Here is a 26,165-nt window from a genome sequence, read left to right as displayed (position 1 = left end):
CCAGACAACAGGACGCCTGGCCCCATGTTCATCCCGCTCTACGACCACAAGCCGCTCGTGCATGTGCGGCGGCAATTTGTCACATGGGGGCTGATCCTCGCCAATGTGGCGATCTTCCTCCTGATCCAGCAGGGCGGGCTGTCCGAGCCGGCGATGCAGGCCTCGAGCCTCTCCTACGGGCTGATCCCGGCGGTGCTGTTCGACGTGCGCGACCTCGCCCCGCATCTGGCGGTGTTTCCGGAGCCGGCAGCGCTGGTGACCTATGCCTTCCTGCATGGCAGCTGGATGCATCTGGGCGGCAACATGCTGTTCCTCTGGGTCTTCGGCGACAATGTCGAGGATGCGATGGGCCACTTCCGCTTCCTCGTCTTCTACCTGCTGTGCGCAGCGGCCGCCGGCTACGGCCATGCGCTGACGGAGCCGGGATCGGTGGTGCCCTTGATCGGCGCCTCGGGCGCGGTGGCCGGGGTCATCGGCGCCTATCTGGTGCTGCATCCCAAGGTGCGGGTCTGGGTGCTGGCCTTCGGCCGGCTGCCGCTGCGCCTGCCGGCCTCCTGGGTGCTGGGCGCGTGGATCGGCTTCCAGGTGGTGATGGCCTTCGGCTTCGGCGACCACCAGGTGGCCTGGTGGGCGCATGTCGCCGGCGCGCTCGCCGGGGCGCTGCTGGTTGTGCCGATGCGCCGGCGCGGCGTGCCGCTGTTCGACAGGGGGATATAGCCGGGGCCTGTAGCCGGGGGCGAGCGCAAGGGAGCATGCCGGTCCTGCGGCAGTCTGCTTCCCTTACGTGGCGTTGACAGCCACCGAGCGCGTCAGTACGGTCCCGGCCCGACGACAAGGAACCTGCGGAAAGCTGCGGTTCCCGGGTGTCCTGAGACGTTGCGGATACGAAAGGCGACCGGCGGCGGAAACTAGCGGTCGCGTGAGCGGGAGGTTGAAAAACCCATGAAAATCCTTGTGCCCGTGAAGCGGGTGATCGACTACAACGTCAAGGTGCGTGTGAAGGCCGATGGCACGGGTGTCGACCTGGCCAACGTGAAGATGTCGATGAACCCGTTTGACGAGATCGCCGTCGAGGAGGCGATCCGTCTGCGCGAGGCCGGCAAGGCCGAGGAGATCATCGTGGTCTCGGTCGGTCCGCAGCAGGCGCAGGAGACGCTGCGCACGGGCCTGGCCATGGGCGCCGACCGCGGCATCCTGGTCAAGACCGACGCCACCACCGAACCGCTCGCCGTCGCCAAGATACTGAAGAAGGTGGTCGAGGAGGAGCAGCCCGGCCTCGTCATCCTCGGCAAGCAGGCCATCGATGACGACTGCAACCAGACCGGACAGATGCTCGCCGCGCTGCTCGGCTGGAGCCAGGGCACCTTCGCCTCGAAGGTGGACCTGGGTGAAGGCACGGTCGACGTGACCCGCGAGGTCGACGGCGGCCTGCAGACGGTAAAGCTGAAGCTGCCGGCCATCGTCACGACGGACCTGCGCCTCAACGAGCCGCGCTACGCCTCGCTGCCGAACATCATGAAGGCGAAGAAGAAGCCGATCGACGAGAAGTCTCCCGAGGACTACGGCGTCGACGTGGCTCCGCGCCTCGAAGTGCTGAAGACCGTCGAGCCGCCGGCACGCCAGGCCGGCGTCAAGGTGGCCGATGTGGCCGAGCTTGTCGCCAAGCTCAAGAACGAAGCCGGCGTGCTTTGATCGGACCGACAGGGAGACACTGAAGATGACCATCCTTCTTGTTGCCGAACACAGCAACGATGCCGTGAACGATGCCACCCACAAGGCGATGACCGCCGCTGCCGCCATGGGCGGCGACGTGCATGTGCTGGTCGCCGGCAAGGGCGCGCGCGCTGCCGCCGAGCAGGCCGCCAAGATCGCCGGTGCCGCCAAGGTGCTGCTCGCCGACGGCGACGGCCTTGCCCAGCAGCTGGCCGAGCCGATGTCGGAGCTGATCGTGTCGCTGGCCGGCGGCTATGACGCCATCGTCGCGCCGGCCACCGCCAACGGCAAGAACATCCTGCCGCGCGTCGCCGCGCTGCTCGACGTGATGCAGCTGTCCGACGTGACCGCCGTGATCGACGGGGCGACCTTCGAACGCCCGATCTATGCCGGCAACGCCATCCAGACGGTGAAGTCGACCGATCCCAAGAAGGTCGTGACCGTGCGGACGGCGAGCTTCACTGCCGCCGAAGAGACCGGCTCGGCCTCGATCGAGGAAATCTCGGCGACCCAGTCCGACCTCTCCAGCTTCGTCGGCCAGGAGTTGTCGAAGTCCGACCGCCCGGAGCTGACCTCGGCCAAGGTGATCATCTCCGGCGGCCGCGCGCTCGGCTCCAAGGAGAAGTTCGAGGAGGTGATGCTGCCGGTTGCCGATGCCCTGGGTGCCGCTGTCGGCGCCTCGCGCGCGGCGGTCGATGCGGGCTACGCGCCGAACGACTGGCAGGTCGGCCAGACCGGCAAGGTCGTGGCGCCGGACCTCTACATCGCCTGCGGCATCTCGGGCGCCATCCAGCATCTTGCCGGCATGAAGGACAGCAAGGTGATCGTGGCGATCAACAAGGACGAGGAAGCGCCGATCTTCCAGGTCGCCGACTACGGCCTCGTCGCGGACCTGTTCGAGGTGCTGCCGCAGTTCAAGGCTGCCGTCGAGGCCGCCAAGGGCTGAGACTGCGCGCGCGCTGCGGCGCGCGCCGGACGCTTCGAAGGGCCCGCCATGCGCGGGCCCTTCCCCGTTTTGGCCCGTTTTGGCCTGTTTCTGGCCCGTTGCAGGGCTGTTGCGGGCGGTGGTCCGATGCAGGCCGCAGCGCCCTTGCGAAAAAGCGCAGGCGGGTCCTTGCGGCGGGCTCGCGAAGTTGCCATGAATAGCCCCTCACTTTCCCGGCGTGCGCCGACACCGGCAGCACCGAAACGAAATCGGAACGGACGATGGTGGTCGAGATCAAGAAAGTCGGCGTGATCGGCTCGGGCCAGATGGGCAGCGGCATTGCCCATGTCTGCGCCGTGGCCGGCTTTGACGTGCAGCTCAACGACATTTCCCGGGACCGGATCCAGTCGGGCCTGGCCTCGATCAACGGCAACATGGCCCGTCAGGTCTCCAAGGGCCAGCTGAGCGAGGAGGAGCGCACCGCCGCCCTGTCCCGCATCGTTGCGGCCGAGAGCATGGACGAGCTCGGCGAGGTCGACCTCATCATCGAGTCCGCCGTCGAGAACGAGCAGATCAAGCGCAAGATCTTCAGCCAGCTGTGTCCGCTGGTGAAGCCGGAGGCGATCCTCGCCACCAACACCTCGTCGATCTCGATCACCCGCCTGGCGGCGACCACCGACCGGCCGGAGCGCTTCATCGGCATCCACTTCATGAACCCGGTTCCCCTGATGGAGCTGGTGGAGCTGGTGCGCGGCATCGCCACGGAGGACGAGACCTTCGAGGCGGCGCGGGTGTTCACCCGCAAGCTGGGCAAGACCATCGCCGTCGCCGAGGATTTCCCGGCCTTCATGGTCAACCGCATCCTGCTGCCGATGATCAACGAGGCGATCTACACGCTCTACGAGGGCGTCGGCTCGGTGGAAGCCATCGACACGGCGATGAAGCTCGGCGCCAACCATCCGATGGGCCCGCTGCAGCTGGCCGACTTCATCGGTCTCGACACCTGCCTGTCGATCATGCAGGTGCTTTACGAGGGCCTTGCCGACACCAAGTATCGCCCGTGCCCGCTGCTGGTGAAGTATGTCGAGGCCGGCTGGCTCGGCCGCAAGACCCAGCGCGGCTTCTACGACTATCGCGGCGACGTGCCGGTTCCCACCCGCTGAAGGCGGGCGGGCACCCGGCGCCAGGCGCCTGAAACGGGCGGGTTAACCTGTCGTTAACGCTGATCGTGCGAGGGATGGGGAAGGCTCGAACCAGGAGGCTCCCATGTCCAGTGTTGCCGCCACCATGGTGGGCATGTCGCAGGCGCAAACGCAGAACCAGCTTGCCGCGACCTTCATGAAGCAGAATGCCGATGCCACGGCCGCTCTCGCGGCCATGCTCGAGCAGAATGCCGACCTTGCCGCCTCCGCGGCCAAGGCCCCGACGCCGGCGGGCGTGGGCGGCAAGCTCGACGTCACCGCCTGATCTTTCGCTCCTGATCTTTCGCTCAAAGCCTGCCGAGAAACGCAAAGCGCCGGACGCATCCGCCCGGCGCTTTTGTCGTTCTGTTTCGCTCGGCCCGGCTCTTCAGCTGCCCGAACCGCTTGACGCGGTCTTGCGTTGGGCCTCGATCGCCGCGCGCACCAGGGCCTTGGCGTCTTCCGAGGCCCATTCCGCCGGCCCCATCAGCGCGCCGATCTCGCAGCCCTTGCCGTCGACCAGCAGGGTGGTCGGCAGGCCCGGCGCCCGGCCCCGCGCGCGCACGTCCTGAAAGATCTTCATGGTGGGATCGGCATAGAAGGTGAGATTGGAAACGCCGATTTCCTTCAGGAAGGCGCGCGGCTTTTCCTCGCCGGTCTGGTCGACGCTGACGGCGACCACCTCGAAATCGTCGCTGCCGAGCTCCGCCTGCAGCTGGTCGAGCGCCGGCATTTCCTTGCGGCAGGGCGCGCACCAGGTGGCCCAGAGATTGACCAGCACGACCCTGTCGCGGAAGTCGGCGAGGGTGAGCGGTGCGCCGGCATCGTTGCTGAAGGCAAGGTCGGAGAGCTGCGAGGGCGCCTTCGCCGGAAGGAAGGCCGCCACCTCGCCGCGGGCGAGCGGGGCGATCTCAGCGGCAAGGCTGGCTGCGGCGCTGCAGGAGCCGGCCTGCTGCCGGTTGCCATCGGCCCCGCCGATCACGTATATCCCCGCCAGTCCTGCCATCAGGGCCACGGCGGCGATCCCGACGAGGAGCGTGCGCCGGGGAGGCCTGGTTCCGTTGGTCATCGATCCATTACCCGTTCCTTAGGAGCGCCAGAAAGGCACGTTCATGAGCAATCGCATGTGGGGAGGCCGGTTCTCGGATGGGCCGGACGCCATCATGGAGGAGATCAACGCCTCCATCGACTACGATCGCAAGCTCTACCGGCAGGATATAGAGGGTTCGAAGGCTCATGTCCGCATGCTTGCGGCGCGCGAAATTGTCGCCGCCGACGATGCCGACAAGATCGCTCACGGTCTAGACACGATCCAGTCAGAGATCGAGGCGGGGGATTTCACCTTCTCGCGTGCGCTCGAAGACATCCACATGAACATCGAGGCACGGCTGGCCGAGCTGATCGGCCCGGCCGCCGGCCGCCTGCACACGGCGCGCTCGCGCAACGACCAGGTCGCCACCGACTTCCGCATCTGGGTGCGCGACACGCTGGATACGCTCGATGAGCAGCTGACCGAGCTGCTGCAGGCGCTCAGCGAGCGCGCGCTCGCCCATGCCGGCGACGTCATGCCGGGCTTCACCCACCTGCAGTCGGCCCAGCCGGTGACCTTCGGCCACCACCTGATGGCCTATGTGGAGATGTTCGCCCGCGACCGCTCGCGCATGCGCGATGCCCGCAAGCGGATGAACGAGTGCCCGCTCGGCTCGGCCGCGCTGGCCGGCACGTCCTTCCCCATCGACCGGGAGATGACGGCGGCAGCGCTCGGCTTCGACCGGCCGACGGCCAATTCGCTCGACGCGGTGTCCGACCGCGACTTCATCATCGAGGCGCTGGGTGCGGCCTCGATCTGCGCCATGCACCTGTCGCGGCTCGCCGAGGAGATCGTGATCTGGTGCTCGGCGCAGTTCGCCTTCGTCACCCTGTCCGACCGCTTCTCGACCGGCTCCTCGATCATGCCGCAGAAGAAGAACCCCGACGCGGCCGAGCTGGTGCGCGCCAAGACGGGCCGCATCTACGGCTCGCTGACGGCGCTGCTGGTGATGATGAAGGGCCTGCCGCTGGCCTATTCGAAGGACATGCAGGAAGACAAGGAACAGGCCTTCGACGGGTTGCCGAGCCTGTCGCTGGCGCTGGCCGCGATGACCGGCATGGTGCGCGACCTGACCGCCAACACCAAGACGATGAAGGCCGCCGCCGGCTCGGGCTATTCCACCGCGACGGATCTCGCCGACTGGCTGGTGCGGGTGATCGGCATGCCGTTCCGCGAGGCGCATCACGTCACCGGGCGCGCCGTGGGCCTTGCCGTGGAGCGCGGGGTGCAGCTGCACCGGCTGCCGCTGGAAGACCTGCAGGCGATCGAGCCGCGCATCACCGAGGACATCTTCACCGTGCTGTCGGTCGACAAGTCGGTGCGCTCGCGCACCAGCTATGGCGGCACGGCACCGGCCAATGTCCGCAAGCAGGCCAAGCGCTGGCTGAAGGTGCTGGAGCGCGAGGCGGCGCGGCGCTGACGCTTGTTGTCCTCGCCGGCAGGGCGGGGCAGGTGACTTGCCGCCGGCAGGGCCGGCGAGGGGCTTGCGGCGGACGCCGCCGCATGCGAGGAAACGGCAGGGGCCGGCCATGCCGGCCCGCTTCGGACGGGCTTTTTACGGGAGCGGCGCTCAGAAATGGCGAAAGCTGGCATGTCTCGGGTCCTGAATGGCGGCGTGCTGATCGTGGCCGTGCTGGCGCTGACGCTCGCCGGCTGCGGCCGTCGGGGCGCGCTCGACCGCCCGGGTGACGTCGATCCCGCGCTTGCAGCACCGGGCGAGCCGGCTCCGGCCGCCGCACCGGCGCCGGCCAAACCGGACCGGCCCTTCCTTCTCGACAGCATCATCTGAGCCGTTGCGGGTTTCCGCCGGCTGAAGGGGCGGTTCCCCCGCCCGCACCCACGGTCAGGATACGGCCTTGCACCACTTCCACTATGTCGATGACCGGCTCTTCGCCGAGGACGTCTCGCTGGAGACGATCGCCGCCGAGGTCGGGACCCCGTTCTACTGCTATTCCACCGCGACGCTGGAGCGGCACTACAAGGTGTTCAAGGACGCCTTCGCCGGCATCCCGACGCTCGTCTGCTACGCGATGAAGGCGAATTCCAACCAGGCCGTGCTGTCGACGCTGGCGCGGCTCGGCGCGGGCATGGACGTGGTCTCGGAAGGCGAGCTGCGGCGCGCGCGGGCGGCGGGCGTGCCCGGCGAGCGCATCATGTTCTCCGGCGTCGGCAAGACCGCGCAGGAGCAGGCCTACGCGCTCGACGAGGACATCTTGTGCTTCAACGTGGAGAGCGAGCCGGAGCTGGTGCAGCTGTCGCAGATCGCCGTGCAGAAGGGCAAGACCGCCCGCGTCTCGATCCGCATCAATCCGGACGTCGACGCGCGCACCCACGCCAAGATTGCCACGGGCAAGGCCGAAAACAAGTTCGGCATTCCCTGGGGCCGGGCGCGCGAGGTCTATGCCCATGCGGCGGCCCTGCCGGGCATCCAGGTCTCGGGCATCGACATGCATATCGGCTCGCAGATCACCGAGCTGGAGCCGTTCGACGCGGCCTTCTCGCGGCTCGGCGGGCTGATCGCGGACCTGCGCTCCGACGGCCACAGCATCGATCATGTCGATCTCGGCGGCGGTCTCGGCATTCCCTATCATGACAACAACGAGCCGCCGCCGCATCCGGAGGCCTATGCCCAGGTCGTGCGCCGGCATGTCGAGCATCTCGACTGCAAGGTGATCTTCGAGCCGGGGCGGATGATCGCCGGCAATGCCGGCATCCTCGTCACCCGGGTCATCTATGTGAAGCAGGGCGCGGCGAAGACCTTCGTCGTCGTCGATGCGGCGATGAATGACCTGATCCGCCCGACGCTCTACGAGGCGTATCACGAGATCCGGCCGGTGGTGCGCCCGGCGCCCGACCATCCGCGGATCAAGGCGGATGTGGTCGGCCCGGTCTGCGAAACCGGCGACTATCTCGGCCAGGACCGCGACATGCCGGCGGTGGAGCCGGGCGACCTGCTCGCCGTGCACTCGGCAGGCGCCTATGGCGCGGTGCAGGCCTGCACCTATAACAGCCGCCTGCTGGTTCCCGAGGTGCTGGTGAAGGAGGGGCGCCACGCGGTGGTGCGTCCGCGTCCGACCTACGAGGAGCTGCTGGGGCTCGACCGGTTGCCGTCCTGGCTCGACGAGGACTGAGCCGGGGCGATAGCCAGCGCGAAGGAAACGGCCGGCCGGACACCTTTGCCCGGCCCGGCCTTGCCAAAGCGGGCAAAACGCCCCACCCTTCCTGAGTGCGGGGGGCGTGTGACCCAAGGGTCGGGCCGCGGAGGCAGACAGTGACAGACGCGAGGAAACCTGCCGGCTCCGGACAAGGCGCCGGGGGAGACGCTGCCCGCTCGGGCAGCGACGTGGCTGCCGCGCGGGCGCGCCTGGAGCGCGCGGTCCTGCAGACGCGCCTATCACTTCTTTGGGAGCAGGCCTGGCCGCTCCTGCAATCCGTCCTCATCATCCTTGCCCTTTATGTCGGCCTGTCCTGGCTCGGCCTGTGGTCGCTGCAGCCCACATGGCTGTCGGTGATCGCAGCGCTCGGCTTCCTCGCCCTGGCCGTGCGGGCGGCGCTGCCTCTCCTTCGTCTGCGCCTGCCCGGCCGGGCGGAGGCGCTGTCGCGCATCGAGCGGGTGTCCGGCCTCAGCCACCGGCCGCTGGCGACGCTGGACGACCGGCTGTTCGAGGGTAGCGAGAGCGCCGAGACGCGGGCGATGTGGGACGTGCATCGCCGGCGCGCCAGCGCGGCGCTTGCCAGCGTGCGCACGGACCTGCCGAGCCCGCAGGCCTTCCGCCGCGATCCCTTCGCCTTGCGCGTGCTGGCGGTGATGCTGCTGCTGGTCGGCTATTTCGTCGCCGAGGGCAGCCACTTGTCGCGCCTGTCGCCCGTCGCGGGGGCGGGGCCGCAGGTCGCCGCAATTCCCGCCCGCATCGATGCCTGGATCACGCCGCCGGTCTATACGGGCCGCGCGCCGGTGTTCCTGACCGGGGCGACGGCGGAGCTGCGCGAGCCCGGCAAGGCGATCAGCGTGCCGGAGGGCAGCGAGGTGATCGTCCGCGCACAGGGCGTCGACGATCTTGCCGTGTTGCTGGTCTCGCCCGAGGGTGCCGTGAACCTGGCCGCCCCGCCTGCGGCGGCGGACGGCGAGGGCGAAGTTGCGGCGCCGCGCGTGGCCGCAAACACCGCGGGCGACGGACTGCGCAGCCGGCTGGAGGCGTCCGCGACCCTGGAAATCCGCGGCGGAGACAATCTGCTGCATGCCTGGCAGGTGGTGGTGGAGCCGGACGAGGCTCCGACCATCCGCCTGCTCGACGACCCGGAAGAGCAGCTGAGCGGGGCGCTCAAGCTGACCTATCTGATGCAGGACGATTACGGCATTGTCGGCGCGCGCGCCGACATCCGCCCGGCGCAGCGCCTCAACCAGGACAGCGGCGCTGAGATCCGCCCGCTGGTCGAGGCACCGAGCTTTCCCCTGTCGCCGGCGAGCGGCGAGCGGCGCACCGGGACCGGCGAGACGATCCGCGACCTGACGAGCCACCCCTGGGCGGGATCCGAGGTCGAGCTGGTGCTGAGCGCCACCGATCATGCCGGCCAGACCGGCTATTCGCAGCCGCATCGCTTCACCCTGCCGCAGCGCCGCTTCGCCAAGCCGCTGGCCCGGGCCGTGGTCGAGCAGCGCCGGGAGCTGGCGCTCGATGCCAATTCCCAGGTGCGCGTGCTGGATGCGATGGACGGCCTGATGCTGGCGCCGGAGGTGTTCGGCGAGAAGGTGCGGACCTATCTCGGCATGCGCTTCGCCCGCGGACAGCTTGTCGCCGCGCAGTCGGACGACGAGCTGCGCGAGGTGGTCGACCTGTTGTGGGAGCTGGCGCTGAACATCGAGGACGGCGACCTGTCGGCGGCCGAGCGGGCGCTTCGCGATGCGCAGGAGGCCTTGCGCCGCGCGCTGGAGGATGGGGCCTCCGACGAGGAGATCGCCCGGCTGACCGAGGAGCTGCGCCAGGCGCTCAACGAATACATGCAGGCCCTGGCCGAGCAGATGCGGCAGAACCCGCAGGCCATGCAGCCGATGGACCCGAACGCGCAGAACCTGCGGCCGCAGGACCTCGATGAGATGCTGTCGCGGATCGAGGAACTGGCGCGCAACGGCTCGCGCGATGCGGCGCGGGAACTGCTCGCCCAGATGCAGCGGATGCTGGAGAACCTGCAGGCGGGCCGCCCGCAGCAGATGCCCGACGGCATGACCCAGGAGATGATGCAGGCGCTGAACGAGCTCGGCCAGATGATCCAGCGGCAGCAGGAGCTGATGGACCAGACCAACCGATTCGACCAGGGCCAGCAGCAACAGGGTCAGCAAGGCCAACAGGGACAACAGGGCCAGCAGGGGCAGATGACGCCGGAAGAGCTGGCCGAGGCCCTGCGGCAGCTGCAGGAAGGGCAGGGCCAGCTCGGCGAGCGGCTGCAGCAGCTGCTCGACCAGATGGCCCGCAACGGCGTGCCGTCGAACGAGGAGCTGGGCCGGGCCGGCGAGGAGATGGGCAATGCCCGCGACAGCCTCGGCCAGGGCCAGCCGGGCGATGCCGTCGGCCAGCAGGGCAATGCGCTCGACGCGCTGCGCCGCGGTGCGCAGGGCATGGCGGAGCAGATGTTCGGCCAGGGACAGGGGCAGGGCGAGGGGCCGGGGATGGCCGGCCGCCAGGGCAGCCCGATGGACGAGGACCCGCTGGGGAGGCCGCGCCGCACGGAAGGGCCGGACTTCGGCGACCGGGTGCGCGTGCCGGACGAGATCGACGTGCAGCGTGCGCGCCGCATCCTGGAAGAGCTGCGCCGACGCTTCTCGGACCCGAGCCGGCCGATGCTGGAGCTGGATTATCTGGAGCGGCTGCTGCGCCGGTATTGATGCTTGCCGCGCCTGCCGGGCGCGCACATGCGATTTCGGGCTCGCGCGGAACAGGCGCGGGCCCGTTGCATGTCAGGCTGTCGATCTCGGGAGGAGGGAGGCGAGGCCGCCACGCGGTCAGGCGTAGCGGCGGGTTTCCTCGCGGCAGATGCCGAGCAGGGCATCGCTGACCGCACGGCGGATCTCGGCGAGCGAGAACGGCTTGGTCACCACGTCGTGGATCAGCGCGTCGAGCCCGTTGGCGCGCTCGCGCTGGTCGGCGAAACCGGTCATCAAGAGGATCGGGATTTCGGGGTGGTCGCGCGCGGCGATCAGGGCGAAGGCGATGCCGTCCATCACCGGCATCTTGATGTCCGACAGGATGAGGTCGAACGCGCCCTTTTCCTTCGCCAGCGTTTCGGCCGCCGCCGCGCCGTCTTCCTGGGCGATGACGGCATGGCCGTCGAGCTCCAGCGCGCGCTTGACGAAGCTGCGAACGGCGTCGTCGTCTTCGGCGATCAGAATGCGGGCCATGTCCCTCTCCGTTCTTCAAGCAGCGGCGCTAGGCCGGGGCGTCCTGGACGACGTGACCGATGAACGGGAGCTGGCGCCACTTGTGGCCCATGTCCATCCCGTAACCGACCACGAACTTGTCGGGACACTCGAACCCGACATAATCCGCAGAAATGGCGGTTTTGCGGCGCATCGGCTTGTCGAGCAAGGCGGCGATGCGCACTGAGCCTGCGCCACGCTCGATGAGTCGGTCTCGCGCAAAAGCCAGCGTGCGCCCGCTTTCCAGTATGTCATCCACGAGAATCACATCCCGGCCGGCCACATCGCTCTCCACATCGCGCAGGACGCGGATTTCCCTTGACTCCGTGCCCGCGCCATAACTGGACAGATGGATAAACTCCATCTCCGGGGCAAGACCTGCCCGGTGCATGGCGCGCACGAGGTCGGCGGCGAACATGAAGCTGCCCTTCAGCACGGCGACGACCAGCAGTCGCTGCGGCCGGGAGGCCGCGATCTCGCGGGCGATCTCCTCGACACGGACCGCGATGGCCGCCTCGTCGTAAAGGGTGCGGATGTCGACGCTGTCGTTCATTTCAGCCTGGCCTGCCGTTGTTCGCGCTCCACGAAGCGCACCTGGATGTCCGCCGCCAGGTCGGGCGGAGCCGACAGGCGGGTGCGAAACCGCGTCGTGCCACCGACATCGAGCCGGCGCAAGCGCGGTTCCATGGTCCAGGCGTAGATTTCCTGCGCATCCTCGCTGCGCAGGGCCAGGCGGATGGCGGGCACGGGCATCGGCTGCTTCTCGACATTGGCGATCGTGCCCTCGATCACCAGCACGATCGAGCCGTCCTCGATCTCCCGGAAGGTACGCAGGTCGCGAAACTCAAGGCCGCGCAGGTTGACATGAAGACCCGCCAGCTGGAACAGGCCCGCAAGATCGGGCATGCGCGCCACGATGGGCGTGCGGAAGGTCACGGCCAGTGCGCACAGGGCGACGGCGCCGAAGAACATCATCATGCCGACCACCCGGCGCGGGCGCACGCGGCGCGCCTGCTGGCCGGCCGCGGACAGGACCCGCCGCAGGATCGGTTCGCTGGAGCGCGGCTTCACATGGATCTTCGGCTTGCGGGCAAGGCTCTCGATATCGACCGTCTTGGCAGCGGCGGCCTCGGCCTCGCCGGCAGCCATGGCATCGGCCGCTACCGGCAGCGAGGAGGGCGCGCTGCCCGCGGCTGCGTCCTCGTCGGCAAGGCCGTCGGCGTCATCCGTCGACGTCTCGTCCGCATCGAGCATGGAGGAGAAGACGTCCTCGCCCTCGTCCTCTTCCGCTGTGCCGGCCTCGCCGTCGCCCTGTTCGTCGCCGTCGCTGCTGTCGTCGCCGTTTTCATCGGCGGCGGACAGGGCGGCTTCCCATTCGTCGGCAGGATCGATGCTGCCTGCCTCGCCGGCTTCGGCCATCGCCGCGGCCTTGGCGCGGACGGTCTCGCCCTCCGCCGCCTCGGCACGGTCGGGCAGTTCCGTCTCGATGGAGGCGGTGTCCGGGGTGGGAAGGGCATGCCAGCGGGTGCCGCAGCGCGCGCATTTCACGTCGCGGCCTTCCGGCCCGAGAGCCGCAGGGCTGACCCGATAGGCGGTTGCGCAATCCGGACAGGTTATCTTCATTGTGGAAGCGGCCTCGTCTTGCCCACAAATACCGGCCGGAAAGGCATGGTCGACATCCGGTGAAGCCGGTTCGCGAGACGGACAGTGTCGGCCCGAGACCGTAAACACGCCGCAAACAGCGGGACGATGTTTTGCCCCGCCGGACGCTTGCCGGAGTTTTCGACCCCATGACGCCCGGATATCGTTAATGAAGCGTTAATGCCAAAGCGATAGTGTCCGGCCAACGTGTTAACGAGAGGTTTCCGTGATCCGATTCGAAAATGTCGGTCTGCGCTACGGCATGGGGCCGGAAGTCCTGCGCGACCTGACCTTCGAGATCAGGCCGCAGTCGTTCCAGTTCCTCACCGGGCCGTCCGGTGCGGGCAAGACCAGCCTGATGCGCCTGCTGTTCCTGTCCTTGACGCCGACGCGCGGCCTGATCCGTGCCTTCGGCAAGGACACATCGGCGCTGAAGAAGAGCCAGATCCCGGCGCTGCGCCGGCGCATCGGCATCGTGTTCCAGGACTTTCGCCTGCTGGAGCATCTGACCACTTACGAGAATGTCGCCCTGCCGCTGCGCGTCATCGGCCAGGAGGAGAGCCAGTACCGCTCCGACGTGGTGGAACTGCTGAAATGGGTGGGGCTGGGCGAGCGCATGCATGTGCTGCCGCCGGTCCTTTCCGGCGGCGAAAAGCAGCGCGCGGCCATTGCAAGGGCGCTGATCACCCGGCCCGAACTGCTTCTGGCGGACGAGCCGACGGGCAATGTCGACCCGCCGCTGGCGCGGCGCCTGCTGCGCCTTTTCATCGAGCTGAACCGGCTCGGCACCTCCGTGGTGATCGCCACCCACGATCTTGCGCTGATGGAGCAGGTCGATGCGCGGCGCATGGAACTGGGCGAGGGGCGGTTGCAGATCCATGACTGACGACGACAGGACACCAACGGCAGGCCAGGGCGCGGGCGCCGGAGACGGGCGCCGTCCCCGCCCGGCCGGCAGCCGTCCGGCCGCCTCCCGCCGCCCCAAGGCCGGCGCGAAGACCCGCAAGCGCGGCACGCCGGACGAGCTGCGTCCCTCCGCGCCGATCGTCCCGCCGCAGGCGGTTGCCGGGCGTGCGCTGACGCTGGTGGTGGCGATCATGAGCTTCCTTGCCTGCCTGACGGTGGGCGGGGTGACCATCATCCACGAGGCGGCAAGCGCCTGGTCCAACGACCTGCTGCGCGAGGTGACGATCCAGATCCGCCCGGCGGAAGGGGTCGACATGCTGCGCGAGATCGAGAAGGCAACGGCGGCGGCCAGGGCGCAGGCCGGTGTCGGAACGGTCCGGGCTCTCTCCGACCAGGAAACGCGGGAGCTGCTGCAGCCCTGGCTGGGCGCGGGGCTGGAGCTGGAGAGCCTGCCGGTGCCGCGCCTGATCCAGGTGCAGGTGTCGGATCCGTCCGCGTTCGATCTTCCCGGCTTGCGCGCGGTCATCAGCGCCGAGGTGAGCCGGGCCAGCGTCGACGATCACAGCCTGTGGACCAGCCGGCTGGCAGCCATGGCCAATGCGGTGGTGCTGGGTGGCATCGCCGTGCTGCTGCTGGTGCTGGGGTCGATGGTCCTGTCCGTCGTCTTCGCGACGCGGGCGGCGATGGCCGGCAATCGCGACGTGGTCGAGGTGCTGCATTTCGTCGGCGCCGAGGACAGTTTCGTCGCCCGCGAATTCCAGCGCCACTTCCTGCTGCTGGGCCTGCAGGGCGGGCTCGCGGGCGGGGTCGCCGCCATTCTCGTCTTCCTCGTCCTCGGCTTCCTGGCCGACGAGCGCACCGGCCTGCAGGGCCTTGCACGCTCCATGGACATGTTCGGCGGGGTGTCGGTGGGCGTCGGCGGCTATCTCGGCGTGCTGGCCATCATCTTCCTGGTCACGGTGCTGACGGCGGCAACCTCGCGTCTTGCGGTGCGCGCGCATCTGCGGCGGATCGAGTAGGGCAGGCTCTCGCCAAGAGCCGTATCCGGACACGAAAAAGCCCCGGCCAGATGGCCGGGGCTTTTCTTTTGGGGGGAACGGCGGGCATGCGGTGCCGCGCCGGACCCTTGTCCAGATTCGATGTCTTATTCGGCGCTCTGGCTGGCAGCGGCAGCCTGCTGCTCGGCTTCCTTCGCGGCCTTGGCGGCGGCGACGTCGGCCTTGATCTCGTCGTTCAGGCGGCGAGCGCGAACGTTGGTCGCCTCGACGATACGGGCGGACTTGCCGCGACGGCCGCGCAGGTAATAGAGCTTGGCGCGACGGACTTTACCGCGGCGCACGACCTCGACGCCCTCGAGCATCGGCGAGAAGATCGGGAACACGCGCTCCACGCCTTCGCCGTAGGAGATCTTGCGGACGGTGAAGCTCTCGTTGATGCCGCCGCCGGAACGGGCGATGCACACGCCCTCATAGGCCTGGGTACGGGTCCGGTTGCCTTCCGTCACGCGCACGTTCACGCGGATCGTGTCGCCGGGAGAGAAGCTCGGCAGCTTGCGCTGGGCTTCGACCTTCGCCATTTCCTCGGCGTTGAGCTGTTCGATGATGTTCATGGCACTACCTTTTGGTTCGTGTCGGTCAGAGCGTCCGCTGACGGTCGAGCCGTAGGGGCGAATTCACCGCGTTTTTGGCCTGGCCGGACGCATCCGGCCGCGGAATTCGGTTCGAGTCTTCCTGCTTGCGAGACGGCCGCCGTTCGTATCCCTGTCTTTGCGCCCTGTCGGGGCAAAGGCAAACGACAAACGGCACGGCTCGCGCCGGCAGGCGCCCGAGTGGCCGCTGTCTAGCGCAACTCGCCGCGTTTGTCATGCCCTTTTGCGCCCGTTCGGCGCAGAAACCTGCGCCCTAGTCGTCGTTGAGGCGCTGCCACAGGTCGGGCCGACGCTCGCGGGTCAGCCGTTCGGCCTCCTCGCGCCGCCACCGGTCGATGCGGGCATGGTCGCCGGAGGTCAGGACGTCGGGGATGGCGCGTCCCTCGAACTCGCGCGGCCGCGTATAGTGCGGATGCTCCAGCAAGCCGGTCTCGAAGCTTTCCAGGGCGCCGCTCTCGGCATTGCCCATGACGCCGGGCAGCAGGCGGACGACCGCGTCGAGCAGGACCATGGCGGCCAGCTCTCCGCCGGACAGGATATAGTCGCCGATCGAGACTTCCTCGAGGTCCCGCGCCTCGATCACCCGCTGGTCGATGCCCTCGAACCGGCCGCAGACGATCACCGCGCCGGGCCCTTGCGCCAGCTCGCGGACCCGCGCCTGGTCGAGCGGGCGGCCGCGCGGGCTCATCAAGAGGCGCGGTCTCGTGTCGCCGGCGGGGCTTGCCGCATCGATGGCAAGGGCCAGGATATCGGCGCGCAGGACCATGCCGGCGCCGCCCCCGGCGGGCGTGTCGTCGACAGAACGGTGGCGATCCGTGGCATGGTCGCGGATCTGGTGGAGCTCCAGATCCCAATCGCCGCGCTCCAGCGCCCGGCCGGCCAGCGAGGTGCCGAGGGGGCCGGGGAACATTTCCGGATAAAGGCTGAGGATCGACGCCCGGAACGTCATCGCATACTCCCTGGATCGGCAGGCCGTCGGCCTTTCGGATGTCTCTCGCAACCCCCGCTTAAGGCTTTCCCGTGTAGCAAGGAAGGCCGATCCCCGGAGATCTTCATGCTGCAGCCGGTTGCCCGCCTTGCCGAATTCGTCCGCGCCCTGGTGCAGCGGCACTATCTCGACCTGTCGGCGGCCCGCGTCTGGCCGCTCTGCGTGCTCGTCGCCTACGGGATCGTCGCCGGCTTCATCTACAATCCGGGGATGGATCACCCTTTCGACAAGCTGCAGCATCTTGTCTTCTTCGGCCTGCTGACGCTGTCGATCCACGCCTTCTTCTGCTGCCGCTTGCGCATCTCCGCCGGCATCGCCGCGGGGCTGGGCCTGACGGCCGAACTCGTTCAGGCGCTCGTGCCCCACCGCGAGTTCTCGCTGGGCGACATCGCGGCCAACATGCTCGGCGTGACCCTGGTGGTCGCGGCGATCATGCTGCTGCGCCTCGAGGTGCGGGCCGCCCTGTCCGGCGGACCCCCGGTCCGGGAAGACGACGAGGCCACTGATGCGCCGCTGGCTCAGCCGGCCGCGCCGTCGTCGTCCGCGCGCGGGTCCCGCTCCTCGCCGTCCTGAGGCTCGTCGTCCTGAGGTTCGGCGTCGGTGCTTTCGGGCACGACGATGAGCACCTTGCCGGCGGCCAGGTCGATCTCCGGTACCGCCTCGCGGGTGAAGGGGACGTAGAAGGACGCCGCGCCTTCCGGGCGGATTTCCACCAGCGTGCCGGCGCCGAAATCGGGCAGGGCGACGATCTTGCCGAGGGTCTCGCCGTCCGGCGAGACGGCTTCGAGGCCGAGAAGATCGGTGTGGTAGAACTCGTCCTCGTCATCCAGCTCGGGCAGGGCATCGCGCGGGATGTAGAGGTCGAGGCCGTTCAGCGCCTCGGCGGCATTGCGGTCGTCGATGCCTTCGAAACGGGTGACGACCATCGCCTTCTGCAGGCGCGCGGACTTGACCACCAGCCGGCGCTTGCCGTCGGCGGTTTCCAGCGGGCCGTAGTCGCAGAAGGAGAGGGGGTCGTCGCCGAAGGGCTTGACGCGAACCTCGCCGCGCACGCCGTGGGCGGCGCCGATGCGGGCAATGAGAATGCGGTCCTCGCTCACGCGGCAGTGCTCCTGGCGGGGGAGGCGGGGCGGATGTCCCCGATACGTATGCGCCGAGGCCGGACCCGGAAAGGGTGCGCGGACCTCGTGCCGAAACCCGTCCCTAGCGGAGGGCCCGGCGGACCCGCACCGATGCGGCGCGGGTCCTGAAGGTGCATGAAGGCAGCGCGCCGATTACTCGGCAGCAGCTTCCTCGCCGCCGCCAGCCGCCTCGGCTGCGGCCGCAGCGGCCTCTTCGGCTGCCTGACGCTTGGCCTCGGCGCGCTCCTTGGCCTTGGTGCCCGGCTCGGCCTTCTTCGGGTTGCTGCGGGCTTCGCGGCTCATCACGCCGGCCGCGTCGAGGAAACGCAGGACGCGGTCGGTCGGCAGGGCGCCATGGCTCATCCAGTGCTGGATGCGCTCCATGTCGAGGACGATGCGGTCGGCATGGTCCTTCGGCAGCATCGGGTTGTAGAGGCCGACCTTCTCGATGAAGCGGCCGTCGCGCGGCGAGCGGACGTCGGCAACGACGATGCGGTAGAACGGACGCTTCTTGGCGCCGCCGCGGGCAAGACGAATTTTCAGGGCCATGGTAGTCTCCTTTAGTACTTCAGTGCGACGCCGGGATCAGCGGCGAATGGCTTCGTGGTGACGGATCACTTCCTTGACGATGAAGTTCAGGAACTTTTCCGCGAAATCGGGATCGAGATTGGCGTCCCGGGCAAGCGCGCGCAGCCGCGCGATCTGCCGTTCCTCGCGCGCCGGATCGGCGGGCGGAAGACTGTGGGTGGCCTTGAGCAGGCCGACCTTCTGCGTGCACTTGAAGCGCTCCGCAAGCATGTGAACGAGTGCGGCGTCGATGTTGTCGATGGAGCCGCGCAGGCGCAGCAGCTCGTCCATCGCGGCGGACGCCGGCGCAAGGATCTCCTCGGCGCTGTCGGTCATTTCTTCTTCCCCCGTCCCAGACCCGGAAGGCCGCCGAGACCGCCGGGCAGCTTTGCCCCGCCCAGTCCGCCGAGGCCGCCCAGGCCACCCAAACCGCCAAGCCCGCCGGGCAGGCTCGGCATCTGACCCGGAAGCTGTCCGGGCAGCTGACCGGACTGGGCCATGCGCTCCAGTTCCTTCGGGTCGATGTTCGGCATGCCGCCGCCGGGCATGCCCATGCCGCCCATCATCTTGCCGAGCAGCCCCTTGCCCTTGCCCATCTGCTTCATCATGTCGGCCATCTGCCGGTGCATCTTCAGCAGCTTGTTGACATCGGCGACGTCGACGCCGGAGCCGGTGGCGATGCGCTTCTTGCGGCTGGCCTTGAGAAGGTCGGGCTTGCGGCGCTCCTGCGGGGTCATCGACTGGATGATCGCGACCTGGCGCTTGATCACGCGGTCGTCGATATTGGCCGCATCGAGCTGCTTCTTCATCTTTCCGACGCCGGGCATCATGCCCATGATCCCGGACATGCCGCCGAGCTTCTCCATCTGGCGAAGCTGCTCGGCAAGGTCCTCGAGGTCGAAATTGCCCTTCTGCATGCGGGCGGCCATCTTGGCCGCCTTTTCCTGGTCGAGCTCGCGGGCCGCCTTCTCCACCAGCGACACGATGTCGCCCATGCCGAGAATGCGGTCGGCGATGCGCGCCGGGTGGAATTCCTCCAGCGCGTCGGACTTCTCGCCGGTGCCGACCAGCTTGACCGGCTTGCCGGTGACCGCGCGCATGGACAGGGCCGCGCCGCCGCGGCCGTCGCCGTCCATGCGGGTCAGCACGATGCCGGTGATGCCGACGCGCTCGTCGAAGGAGGTCGCGAGATTGACGGCGTCCTGACCGGTCAGGCTGTCGGCGACGAGCAGGATCTCGTGCGGATCGGCAGCCGCCTTGATCTCGGCCATCTCGACCATCAGCGGCTCGTCGATATGCGTGCGGCCGGCGGTGTCGAGCATGACGATGTCGTAGCCGCCGAGCCGCGCCGCGGTCATGGCGCGCGAGGCGATCTGCACCGGCGTCTGGCCGGCGACGATCGGCAGCGTGTCGATGCCGGTCTGCTCGCCGAGGACCTTCAGCTGCTCCTGCGCCGCCGGGCGGCGGGTGTCGAGCGAGGCCATCAACACCTTGCGGCGCTCGTTCTTCGTCAGCCGCAGGGCGATCTTGGCGGTCGAGGTGGTCTTGCCCGAGCCCTGCAGGCCGACCATCATGATGGCGAAAGGCGCGGCCGCGTTGAGGTCGATCGGCTCGCCGGCGCCGCCCAGCATCTCGACGAGCTGGTCGTGGACGATCTTGACGACCTGCTGGCCCGGCGTGACCGACTTGAGGACTTCCTGGCCGATGGCCCGGGCCCGCACCTTGTCGGTGAACGACTTGACCACGGGCAGCGCGACGTCCGCCTCGATCAGGGCACGCCGGACCTCGCGCAGCGCCTCGGAGACATCGGCCTCCGACAGCGCACCGCGCCGCGTCAGCTTGTCGAGAATGCCACTGAGGCGATCTGACAGACTTTCGAACATGCCGTCTCCTTAAACCCTTTCGAGGCAGCGGCTGTCGCTGCTTCCGTGTCCCCCGTGCGGGACGGAGCGCGATCCGCAAAGCGGTGTGGCACCCGAGGGCGCATCGCGCTGTCGGGTGTGAACCTCCGGGATCTCTTTATACCTTTGCGGGTCCCGGGCGGCGGATCGTACTGTCGTCACTCTTTCGGAGTTGACGGGGAAATAGGCGCAAACGCCGCCGAAAGTCAAGGGAGCTGGCGCATTCCCTTGCAAAACGCCGCAAGCGCGGCATGCCCGCGCAAAACGCCGCATGCGCGGCAGGCCGGCTCACGGGTAGTCGCGCGAGCCGAAGATCGCCGAGCCGACGCGCACATGGGTGGCGCCGACGCGCACGGCGCTTTCGAAGTCCGAGGACATGCCCATCGACAGGCCGGAAAGGCCGTTGCGCTCCGCGATCTTGCGCAGCAGCGCGAAATGCGGTCCCGGCGTATCGTCGACCGGGGGAATGCACATCAGGCCGAGCAGCGGGAGGTGCAGCTCATCCCGGCAGAAGGCGACGAAATCGTCGGTCTCGCGAGGGGCGATGCCGGCCTTTTGCGGCTCCTCGCCGGTGTTCACCTGGATGAAGAACCGCAACTGCCGCTGCTGCTCGGCGCACTCGGCGGCCAGCGCGCGGGCGATCTTCTCACGGTCGAGCGTGTGGATCACGTCGAACAGGGCGACGGCATCCTTCGCCTTGTTCGACTGGAGCGGCCCGATCAGGTGCAGCTCGATATCGGGAAATTCCGCGCGCAGCGCCGGCCACTTGCCTTGCGCCTCCTGCACCCGGTTCTCGCCGAAGACGCGCTGGCCGGCCGCGATCACCGGGCGGATGGCATCTGCGTCGAAGGTCTTGCTGACGGCGATCAGCGTCACGGAGCCTGCCTCGCGCGCGCCATCCTGCTCGGCGGCCGCGATCCGGTCGCGGATCCCGGCGATCCGGCCGGCGGCATCCGTTCGGGTCGGTTCTGCGGCGTGCGGGGACATCGTGCTGCCTCTTCGTGCTTTGGCGTTCGGGTTCCTGCCATGGACATGCGACGGGCGCGGCGCGAATGCAAGTCCTGGAGGGGAGAGGCGCGCGGGGCCGCCCTTGCAGGTTGACCGGGCCGGCGATTTCTGGTGACAGTCGCGCCACATCATTTCTTTTCACTGAAACGAGCGAAGCACACGAGATCATGGCGACGGAGCGCTATAACGCCCGCGAAGCGGAAAGCCGCTGGCAGAAGGTCTGGGACGAGGCGAAGGTTTTTGCCACCCGCAACGAGGATCCCCGGCCGAAGTATTACGTGCTCGAGATGTTCCCCTATCCGTCGGGGCGCATCCACATGGGCCACGTGCGCAACTACGCCATGGGCGATGTCGTGGCCCGCTACAAGCGGGCGCGCGGCTTCAACGTGCTGCATCCGATGGGCTGGGACGCCTTCGGCATGCCGGCCGAAAACGCCGCCATGCAGAACAAGGTCCACCCGCGCGACTGGACCTACCAGAACATCGCGACGATGCGCGGCCAGCTGAAGATCATGGGCCTGTCGCTCGACTGGGAGCGCGAGTTCGCGACCTGCGACGTCGAGTATTACACCCAGCAGCAGCACCTGTTCCTGGACTTCCTGCAGGCGGGTCTCGCCTATCGCAAGAATTCCAAGGTCAACTGGGACCCGGTCGACATGACCGTGCTGGCCAACGAGCAGGTGATCGACGGGCGCGGCTGGCGCTCCGGCGCCCTGGTCGAGCAGCGCGAGCTGACCCAGTGGTTCTTCAAGATCTCCGACTGGTCGGAAGAGCTGCTGTCGGCGCTCGATACGCTGGACCGCTGGCCGGACAAGGTCCGCCTGATGCAGAAGAACTGGATCGGCCGGTCCGAGGGCCTGCGCGTGCGCTTCGCCTTCTCGACGCCCGCGCCGACCGGCGACACGTCGCTGGAGATCTTCACCACCCGGCCGGACACGCTGTTCGGCGCGTCCTTCATGGGCCTGTCGCCGGACCATCCGATCTCGCGCAAGCTCGCCGAGAACGATCCGAAGATCGCGGCCTTCGTCGAGGAGTGCCGGCGCATCGGCACGTCGGCAGAGGCCGTCGAGACGGCGGAGAAGATCGGCGTCGACACCGGGCTGACGGTCGTCCATCCGCTCGATCCCTCGATCACGCTGCCGGTCTACATCGCCAACTTCATCCTGATGGACTACGGCACCGGCGCGATCTTCGCCTGCCCGGCGCATGACCAGCGCGACCTCGACTTCGCCCGCAAGTATCATCTGCCGGTGCGCCCGGTGGTGCTGCCGAGCGGGGCGGACCCGGAGACGTTCGAGATCCGCGACGAGGCCTATACCGACGACGGCACGATCTACAATTCCGCCTTCATGGACGGCCTGTCGATCACGGATGCCAAGGAAGCGGTCGCCGCGCGGCTCGAGGCGGAGACGCTGGACGGGGCGCCGCAGGCGCAGCGCCAGGTCAATTACCGCCTGCGCGACTGGGGCATCTCGCGCCAGCGCTACTGGGGCTGCCCGATCCCGGTCATCCACTGCGACGAGTGCGGCGTGGTGCCGGTGCCGGTCGCCGACCTGCCGGTGCAGCTGCCCGACGACATCGACTTCGACAAGCCGGGCAACCCGCTCGACCGTCACCCGACCTGGCGCAACGTTGCCTGCCCGACCTGCGGCAAGCCGGCGCGGCGCGAGACGGACACGATGGACACGTTCGTCGATTCCTCGTGGTATTTCGCCCGCTTCACCGATCCGCGCGCCAAGACGCCGACCGACAAGGCCGTCGCCGATGCGTGGCTGCCGGTCGACCAGTATATCGGCGGCATCGAGCACGCGATCCTGCACCTGCTCTATTCGCGCTTCTTCGCCCGGGCGATGAGCGTGACCGGTCACCTCAGCGTCAAGGAGCCGTTCCGCGGCCTGTTCACGCAGGGCATGGTGACGCACGAGACCTACAAGGCGCCGGGTGGCGGCTGGGTCTCGCCGGCCGAGGTGCGCATCGAAGGCGACGGCGAGGAGCGCCAGGCATTCCTGCTGGAGACCGGCGAGAAGGTCGCCATCGGCTCCATCGAGAAGATGTCGAAGTCGAAGAAGAACACCGTCGACCCGACCGACATCATCGAGACCTACGGCGCTGACACGGCCCGCTGGTTCATGCTGTCCGACAGCCCGCCCGAGCGCGACGTGCAGTGGACCGAGGACGGGGTGCAGGGCGCCTGGCGCTTCATGCAGCGCGTGTGGCGGCTGATCTGCGAGATCGGCGAGAGCGTGCCGCAGACGGCGCGCCCGGAGGCGTTCGGGGAGGCGGCAACCGCCCTTCGCCGCGCCACCCACAAGGCCTGCCAGGCGGTTTCGGCCGATATCGAGGCCCTGTCGTTCAACCGGGCCGTCGCCCGCATCTACGAGCTGGTCAACACCTTGTCGCGCGCCGCGCAGGGCGGGGCCGAGGGCGACGACATGCGTTTCGCGCAGCGCGAGGCGGCCGGCTTCCTGGTGCAGATGATGGCGCCGATGGCTCCGCATCTGGCCGAGGAATGCTGGAATGCGCTCGGCCGCGAGGGCATGCTGGCGACGCACGGCTGGCCGGAAATCGAGGCCGACCTCCTGGTCGAGGCGACAGTCACCCTGCCGGTGCAGGTCAACGGCAAGAAGCGCGCCGACCTCGTCGTCTCACGCGAGGCTTCCAAAGAGGAGGTCGAAGCGGCTACCCTGCAGCTCGACGCCGTGCAGCGTGCGCTGGACGGCAAGCCCGCCCGCAAGATCATCGTGGTTCCGCAGAGGATCGTGAATGTCGTCGTGTGACCATCCGCAACCGCAGCAACCCACCCGCCGGCGGGCGCTGACCGTTCTCGTCATGGGGGCGGCGCTGTTGGCCGGTGCCTGCCAGGTGCGCCCGCTCTACGGCACGATCGGCGGCGTGGGCGGATCGACGCCGGCCGTGACCACCGAGCTTGCGGCCATCGACATCGATACGGTGGAGACCGCCTCGAGCGAGGATCTCGACCGGGTCGGACAGGTGCTGCGCAACGAGCTGATCTTCGGCTTCCGCCGCGGCCGCGAGGCCGGCGAGCCGCGCTACCGGCTGCGGATCCTGATCGACCGGCCGCTCAACGAGGTCGGCGTCGAGCGGCTCGCCGACGTGCCGTCGGCCTACACGGTGACGGTCAATGCGACCTATGTGCTGAGCGAGATCGGCACCGGCCGCACGGTGACCACGGGCCGCGCCTTCGGCTCCGCCTCCTTCGACTTCTCCAGCCAGCGCTTCGCCAACCTGCGCGCCGAGCGCGATGCGGAGGACCGGGCGGCGAAGACGGTCGCCGGCGACATCCAGACGCGGCTTGCCGGCTTCTTCGCGTCCCGCGGCTGATCCGCGATGGTGGCGCTCAAGGCCGGCGAGATCGACCGTTTCATCGCCGATCCCCCGGCCGACGTCTCCCTGATCCTCGTGTTCGGGCCCGATACCGGGCTCGTGTCGGAGCGTGCCCAGGCGCTGGTGACGCGTGCATCCGGTGGCGTCGATGATCCGTTCTCGCTCGTTCGTCTCGATGCCGGCGAGGTGGTCTCGGACCCGGCGCGGCTGATCGACGAGGCCTCCACCGTGCCGCTGTTCGGCGGCCGCCGGGTGGTGTGGCTGCGCGACGGGGCGGGCAAGAACCTGACGCCGGCCGTCGATCCGCTGTTCGGCGAGCAGCGCGCGGAAAGCGCGCTGGTGGTCATCGAGGCGGGCGACCTGAAGAAGGGCACCGGCCTGCGGGGCAAGTTCGAGCGCGACCGCAAGGCGGTGGCGATCCCCTGCTACGGCGACGAGGCGCGCGATCTGGAGCGGGTCATCGACGGCGAATTGCGCGAGGCCCGCCTTGCGATCAGCCGCGAGGCACGGCAGGCGCTGATGGGCCTGCTCGGCGCCGACCGGCTGGCGAGCCGCGGCGAGGTGCGCAAGCTCTGTCTCTATGCCCATGGCCGCGAGCGGATCGATCTTGCCGATGTCGAGGCGGTGATCGGCGATGCCTCGGCCTTTGCCGTCGACGAGCTGATCGATGCGGCTGCGCTCGGCGATCTCGGCAAGCTCGACCACGGGCTGGAGCGCCTGTCGGCCAGCGGCCAGCGCGCGGACATGATCGCCTCGGCGGCCCTGCGCCACTTCCAGTTTCTCGCCCGGGCACGGGCGGAGGTCGACCGCGGCGTGCCGCCGGCCCGCGTGGTCGAGCAGGCGCGCCCGCCGGTCTTCTACAAGCGCCGGGATCTCGTCTCGCGCCAGCTGTCGCTGTGGTCGGGAGAGGACCTTGCCAAGGCGGGCGAGCGGTTGGCGGATGCGGTGGCGGCGGCGCGCAAGTCGCCGGCGCTGGCCGAGGCGCTGGTCGGCGACGTGCTGCTGACGCTCGGCCGGGTGGCGCGCTCGCGCGCCCGGCGCTGAGCCCTCATCTTTTCTGCTGTCTTCCGTCTCAGCCGGGCAGGCCCGGGATCTTGCGCCCCGTGCGCATGATCGGGCCGCCATGCTTGTGTGCCGGGCGCGGAGTTTTCGGGCCGCCGGCGGTCAGCGGGCGTGCGGCATATTGCCCGTGCACCCGGTGGCGGTCGTAGAGCACGATGGCACCGGCAATCGCGATGTTCAGGCAGAACTTCGTCGGGATCTTGATGATGTGCTGGCAGGCCGCCTGCATCTGTGGCGAGAGCGAGCCGCGCTCGGGGCCGAGGATATAGGCCGCCTGCAGCGGGTGCATGAAACTCGGCAGGTCGACCGCCTCGTCGGTCAGCTCGACGCCGACCAGCTGGCAGCCCTGCGGCAGGTCCATCTCCTCGATCGAGGGCCAGTGGAACAGAGGCAGATGGCCGGTGCTCTTGGAGGTATCGGACGCGGGAGCCTTGCGGATCCGCTTGTCGGCATCGACGGTGAAGAAGAAGCTCGCCCCGAAGGCATGCGCCGAGCGCATCAGGTTGCCCAGGTTCATCTGCTTCGAAATGCCTTCCGCCCCGACGGCGAAATAACCGCGCATGGTCCTTGCGACCTCCTTGTCGTTGTGCCCGCAACCCTGCGGGCAACCGCAGGTGTCCGGAGATAGCGGCTGGGCGGCGCCCTGACAAGATTGAC

At 68.6% G+C, this 26,165-nt stretch carries 27 protein-coding genes; 15 read left to right on the top strand and 12 right to left on the bottom strand.

Going from position 1 to position 26,165, the window contains the following annotated elements; all coding sequences use genetic code 11:
* The first annotated feature begins 24 nt into the window (after nucleotides 1-24).
* The 5 genes from GH266_RS11765 to GH266_RS11745 all read left to right on the top strand — a co-directional run bounded on the left by GH266_RS11765 (nucleotide 25) and on the right by GH266_RS11745 (nucleotide 4,105).
* Nucleotides 25-717 (top strand): rhomboid family intramembrane serine protease, encoded by a 693-nt coding sequence (locus GH266_RS11765; RefSeq protein WP_158194072.1) that lies wholly within the window; start codon nucleotides 25-27, stop codon nucleotides 715-717.
* A gap of 225 nt (nucleotides 718-942) precedes the next feature.
* Entirely contained in the window at nucleotides 943-1,692 is a 750-nt protein-coding gene (locus GH266_RS11760) for an electron transfer flavoprotein subunit beta/FixA family protein (RefSeq protein ID WP_158194071.1), read from the top strand.
* Between the two features lie 25 nt (nucleotides 1,693-1,717).
* Nucleotides 1,718-2,659, top strand: a complete 942-nt coding sequence (locus GH266_RS11755; RefSeq protein WP_158194070.1) for an electron transfer flavoprotein subunit alpha/FixB family protein — start codon at nucleotides 1,718-1,720, stop codon at nucleotides 2,657-2,659.
* A gap of 260 nt (nucleotides 2,660-2,919) precedes the next feature.
* Nucleotides 2,920-3,801 carry a 3-hydroxybutyryl-CoA dehydrogenase gene (locus GH266_RS11750; RefSeq protein WP_158194069.1) on the top strand — a complete coding sequence of 294 codons (882 nt, stop codon included), beginning with the start codon at nucleotides 2,920-2,922 and terminating at the stop codon, nucleotides 3,799-3,801.
* A 103-nt stretch (nucleotides 3,802-3,904) separates the two neighbouring features.
* Nucleotides 3,905-4,105 (top strand): hypothetical protein, encoded by a 201-nt coding sequence (locus GH266_RS11745; protein WP_158194068.1) that lies wholly within the window; start codon nucleotides 3,905-3,907, stop codon nucleotides 4,103-4,105.
* Nucleotides 4,106-4,207: 102 nt separating this feature from the next.
* Here GH266_RS11745 and tlpA read toward each other — a convergent pair whose 3' ends face one another.
* Nucleotides 4,208-4,888 carry a thiol:disulfide interchange protein TlpA gene (gene tlpA / locus GH266_RS11740; protein ID WP_158194067.1) on the bottom strand — a complete coding sequence of 227 codons (681 nt, stop codon included), beginning with the start codon at nucleotides 4,886-4,888 and terminating at the stop codon, nucleotides 4,208-4,210.
* A gap of 43 nt (nucleotides 4,889-4,931) precedes the next feature.
* Here tlpA and argH point away from each other — a divergent pair, with 43 nt between their 5' ends.
* From argH to GH266_RS11720, 4 genes are all read left to right on the top strand, one after another.
* Nucleotides 4,932-6,329: an argininosuccinate lyase gene (gene argH / locus GH266_RS11735; protein ID WP_158194066.1), complete on the top strand. Its 1,398-nt coding sequence runs from the start codon at nucleotides 4,932-4,934 to the stop codon at nucleotides 6,327-6,329.
* A gap of 171 nt (nucleotides 6,330-6,500) precedes the next feature.
* Nucleotides 6,501-6,698, top strand: coding sequence for an LPS translocon maturation chaperone LptM (lptM, locus tag GH266_RS11730; RefSeq protein WP_158194065.1), 198 nt, complete (start codon nucleotides 6,501-6,503; stop codon nucleotides 6,696-6,698).
* A gap of 67 nt (nucleotides 6,699-6,765) precedes the next feature.
* Nucleotides 6,766-8,040: a diaminopimelate decarboxylase gene (gene lysA / locus GH266_RS11725; protein WP_158194064.1), complete on the top strand. Its 1,275-nt coding sequence runs from the start codon at nucleotides 6,766-6,768 to the stop codon at nucleotides 8,038-8,040.
* Between the two features lie 140 nt (nucleotides 8,041-8,180).
* Nucleotides 8,181-10,790 (top strand): TIGR02302 family protein, encoded by a 2,610-nt coding sequence (locus GH266_RS11720; RefSeq protein WP_209001590.1) that lies wholly within the window; start codon nucleotides 8,181-8,183, stop codon nucleotides 10,788-10,790.
* Between the two features lie 117 nt (nucleotides 10,791-10,907).
* On the opposite strand, the gene GH266_RS11715 is transcribed toward GH266_RS11720, so the two are convergent.
* The 3 genes from GH266_RS11715 to GH266_RS11705 are packed head-to-tail and all read right to left on the bottom strand — an operon-like array spanning nucleotide 10,908 to nucleotide 12,944.
* Nucleotides 10,908-11,303, bottom strand: a complete 396-nt coding sequence (locus tag GH266_RS11715; protein ID WP_158194063.1) for a response regulator — start codon at nucleotides 11,301-11,303, stop codon at nucleotides 10,908-10,910.
* Between the two features lie 28 nt (nucleotides 11,304-11,331).
* Entirely contained in the window at nucleotides 11,332-11,874 is a 543-nt protein-coding gene (gene hpt / locus GH266_RS11710) for a hypoxanthine phosphoribosyltransferase (protein ID WP_158194062.1), read from the bottom strand.
* Nucleotides 11,871-12,944, bottom strand: a complete 1,074-nt coding sequence (locus tag GH266_RS11705) for an MJ0042-type zinc finger domain-containing protein (RefSeq protein WP_158194061.1) — start codon at nucleotides 12,942-12,944, stop codon at nucleotides 11,871-11,873. The genes hpt and GH266_RS11705 overlap by 4 nt, the downstream gene beginning before the upstream one ends.
* Before the next feature lie 244 nt (nucleotides 12,945-13,188).
* Here GH266_RS11705 and ftsE point away from each other — a divergent pair, with 244 nt between their 5' ends.
* Together ftsE and GH266_RS11695 are read left to right on the top strand one after the other, a co-directional pair.
* On the top strand, nucleotides 13,189-13,848 hold the full coding sequence (gene ftsE, locus GH266_RS11700) for a cell division ATP-binding protein FtsE (RefSeq protein WP_067224277.1): 660 nt from the start codon (nucleotides 13,189-13,191) through the stop codon (nucleotides 13,846-13,848).
* Entirely contained in the window at nucleotides 13,841-14,887 is a 1,047-nt protein-coding gene (locus tag GH266_RS11695; protein ID WP_158194060.1) for a cell division protein FtsX, read from the top strand. Before ftsE ends, GH266_RS11695 begins: the two co-directional genes overlap by 8 nt.
* 125 nt (nucleotides 14,888-15,012) lie before the next feature.
* Here GH266_RS11695 and rplS read toward each other — a convergent pair whose 3' ends face one another.
* A complete protein-coding gene (rplS, locus tag GH266_RS11690) occupies nucleotides 15,013-15,477 on the bottom strand; it encodes a 50S ribosomal protein L19 (protein WP_158194059.1) in 465 nt (154 codons plus the stop codon).
* Between the two features lie 292 nt (nucleotides 15,478-15,769).
* Nucleotides 15,770-16,465, bottom strand: a complete 696-nt coding sequence (trmD, locus tag GH266_RS11685) for a tRNA (guanosine(37)-N1)-methyltransferase TrmD (RefSeq protein ID WP_158194058.1) — start codon at nucleotides 16,463-16,465, stop codon at nucleotides 15,770-15,772.
* Nucleotides 16,466-16,570: 105 nt separating this feature from the next.
* On the opposite strand from trmD, the gene GH266_RS11680 reads away from it, so the two are divergent.
* Nucleotides 16,571-17,077 (top strand): VanZ family protein, encoded by a 507-nt coding sequence (locus GH266_RS11680; protein WP_158194057.1) that lies wholly within the window; start codon nucleotides 16,571-16,573, stop codon nucleotides 17,075-17,077.
* Here the strand turns inward: GH266_RS11680 and rimM are convergent.
* From rimM to GH266_RS11655, 5 genes are all read right to left on the bottom strand, one after another.
* On the bottom strand, nucleotides 17,023-17,604 hold the full coding sequence (gene rimM, locus GH266_RS11675) for a ribosome maturation factor RimM (RefSeq protein WP_158194056.1): 582 nt from the start codon (nucleotides 17,602-17,604) through the stop codon (nucleotides 17,023-17,025). The two genes, GH266_RS11680 and rimM, sit on opposite strands and share 55 nt — an antisense overlap.
* 174 nt (nucleotides 17,605-17,778) lie before the next feature.
* Nucleotides 17,779-18,174, bottom strand: coding sequence for a 30S ribosomal protein S16 (rpsP, locus tag GH266_RS11670; RefSeq protein ID WP_158194055.1), 396 nt, complete (start codon nucleotides 18,172-18,174; stop codon nucleotides 17,779-17,781).
* A gap of 36 nt (nucleotides 18,175-18,210) precedes the next feature.
* Nucleotides 18,211-18,528 carry a chorismate mutase gene (locus GH266_RS11665; protein ID WP_199270509.1) on the bottom strand — a complete coding sequence of 106 codons (318 nt, stop codon included), beginning with the start codon at nucleotides 18,526-18,528 and terminating at the stop codon, nucleotides 18,211-18,213.
* Nucleotides 18,525-20,075 carry a signal recognition particle protein gene (ffh, locus tag GH266_RS11660; RefSeq protein WP_158194054.1) on the bottom strand — a complete coding sequence of 517 codons (1,551 nt, stop codon included), beginning with the start codon at nucleotides 20,073-20,075 and terminating at the stop codon, nucleotides 18,525-18,527. The genes GH266_RS11665 and ffh overlap by 4 nt, the downstream gene beginning before the upstream one ends.
* Nucleotides 20,076-20,381: 306 nt before the next feature.
* Complete coding sequence (locus GH266_RS11655; protein WP_158194053.1) at nucleotides 20,382-21,080, bottom strand: YggS family pyridoxal phosphate-dependent enzyme; 699 nt, start codon at nucleotides 21,078-21,080, stop codon at nucleotides 20,382-20,384.
* Nucleotides 21,081-21,268: 188 nt separating this feature from the next.
* On the opposite strand from GH266_RS11655, the gene leuS reads away from it, so the two are divergent.
* From leuS to holA, 3 genes are read left to right on the top strand one after another with little or no spacing between them, the layout of a single operon-like run.
* Complete coding sequence (gene leuS / locus GH266_RS11650) at nucleotides 21,269-23,878, top strand: leucine--tRNA ligase (protein WP_158194052.1); 2,610 nt, start codon at nucleotides 21,269-21,271, stop codon at nucleotides 23,876-23,878.
* On the top strand, nucleotides 23,865-24,443 hold the full coding sequence (lptE, locus tag GH266_RS11645) for an LPS assembly lipoprotein LptE (RefSeq protein ID WP_158194051.1): 579 nt from the start codon (nucleotides 23,865-23,867) through the stop codon (nucleotides 24,441-24,443). The genes leuS and lptE overlap by 14 nt, the downstream gene beginning before the upstream one ends.
* Before the next feature lie 6 nt (nucleotides 24,444-24,449).
* Nucleotides 24,450-25,490, top strand: coding sequence for a DNA polymerase III subunit delta (holA, locus tag GH266_RS11640; RefSeq protein ID WP_158194050.1), 1,041 nt, complete (start codon nucleotides 24,450-24,452; stop codon nucleotides 25,488-25,490).
* 28 nt (nucleotides 25,491-25,518) lie between these two features.
* Here the strand turns inward: holA and GH266_RS11635 are convergent, their stop codons facing one another.
* Nucleotides 25,519-26,070: an RNA methyltransferase gene (locus GH266_RS11635; protein WP_158194049.1), complete on the bottom strand. Its 552-nt coding sequence runs from the start codon at nucleotides 26,068-26,070 to the stop codon at nucleotides 25,519-25,521.
* Nucleotides 26,071-26,165: the final 95 nt, after the last annotated feature.

It is taken from the genome of Stappia indica (assembly GCF_009789575.1).
Lineage (GTDB): Bacteria > Pseudomonadota > Alphaproteobacteria > Rhizobiales > Stappiaceae > Stappia > Stappia indica_A.
Note: the sequence above shows the minus strand (reverse complement) of the source record. Positions and strands in the feature narration are given on the sequence as shown.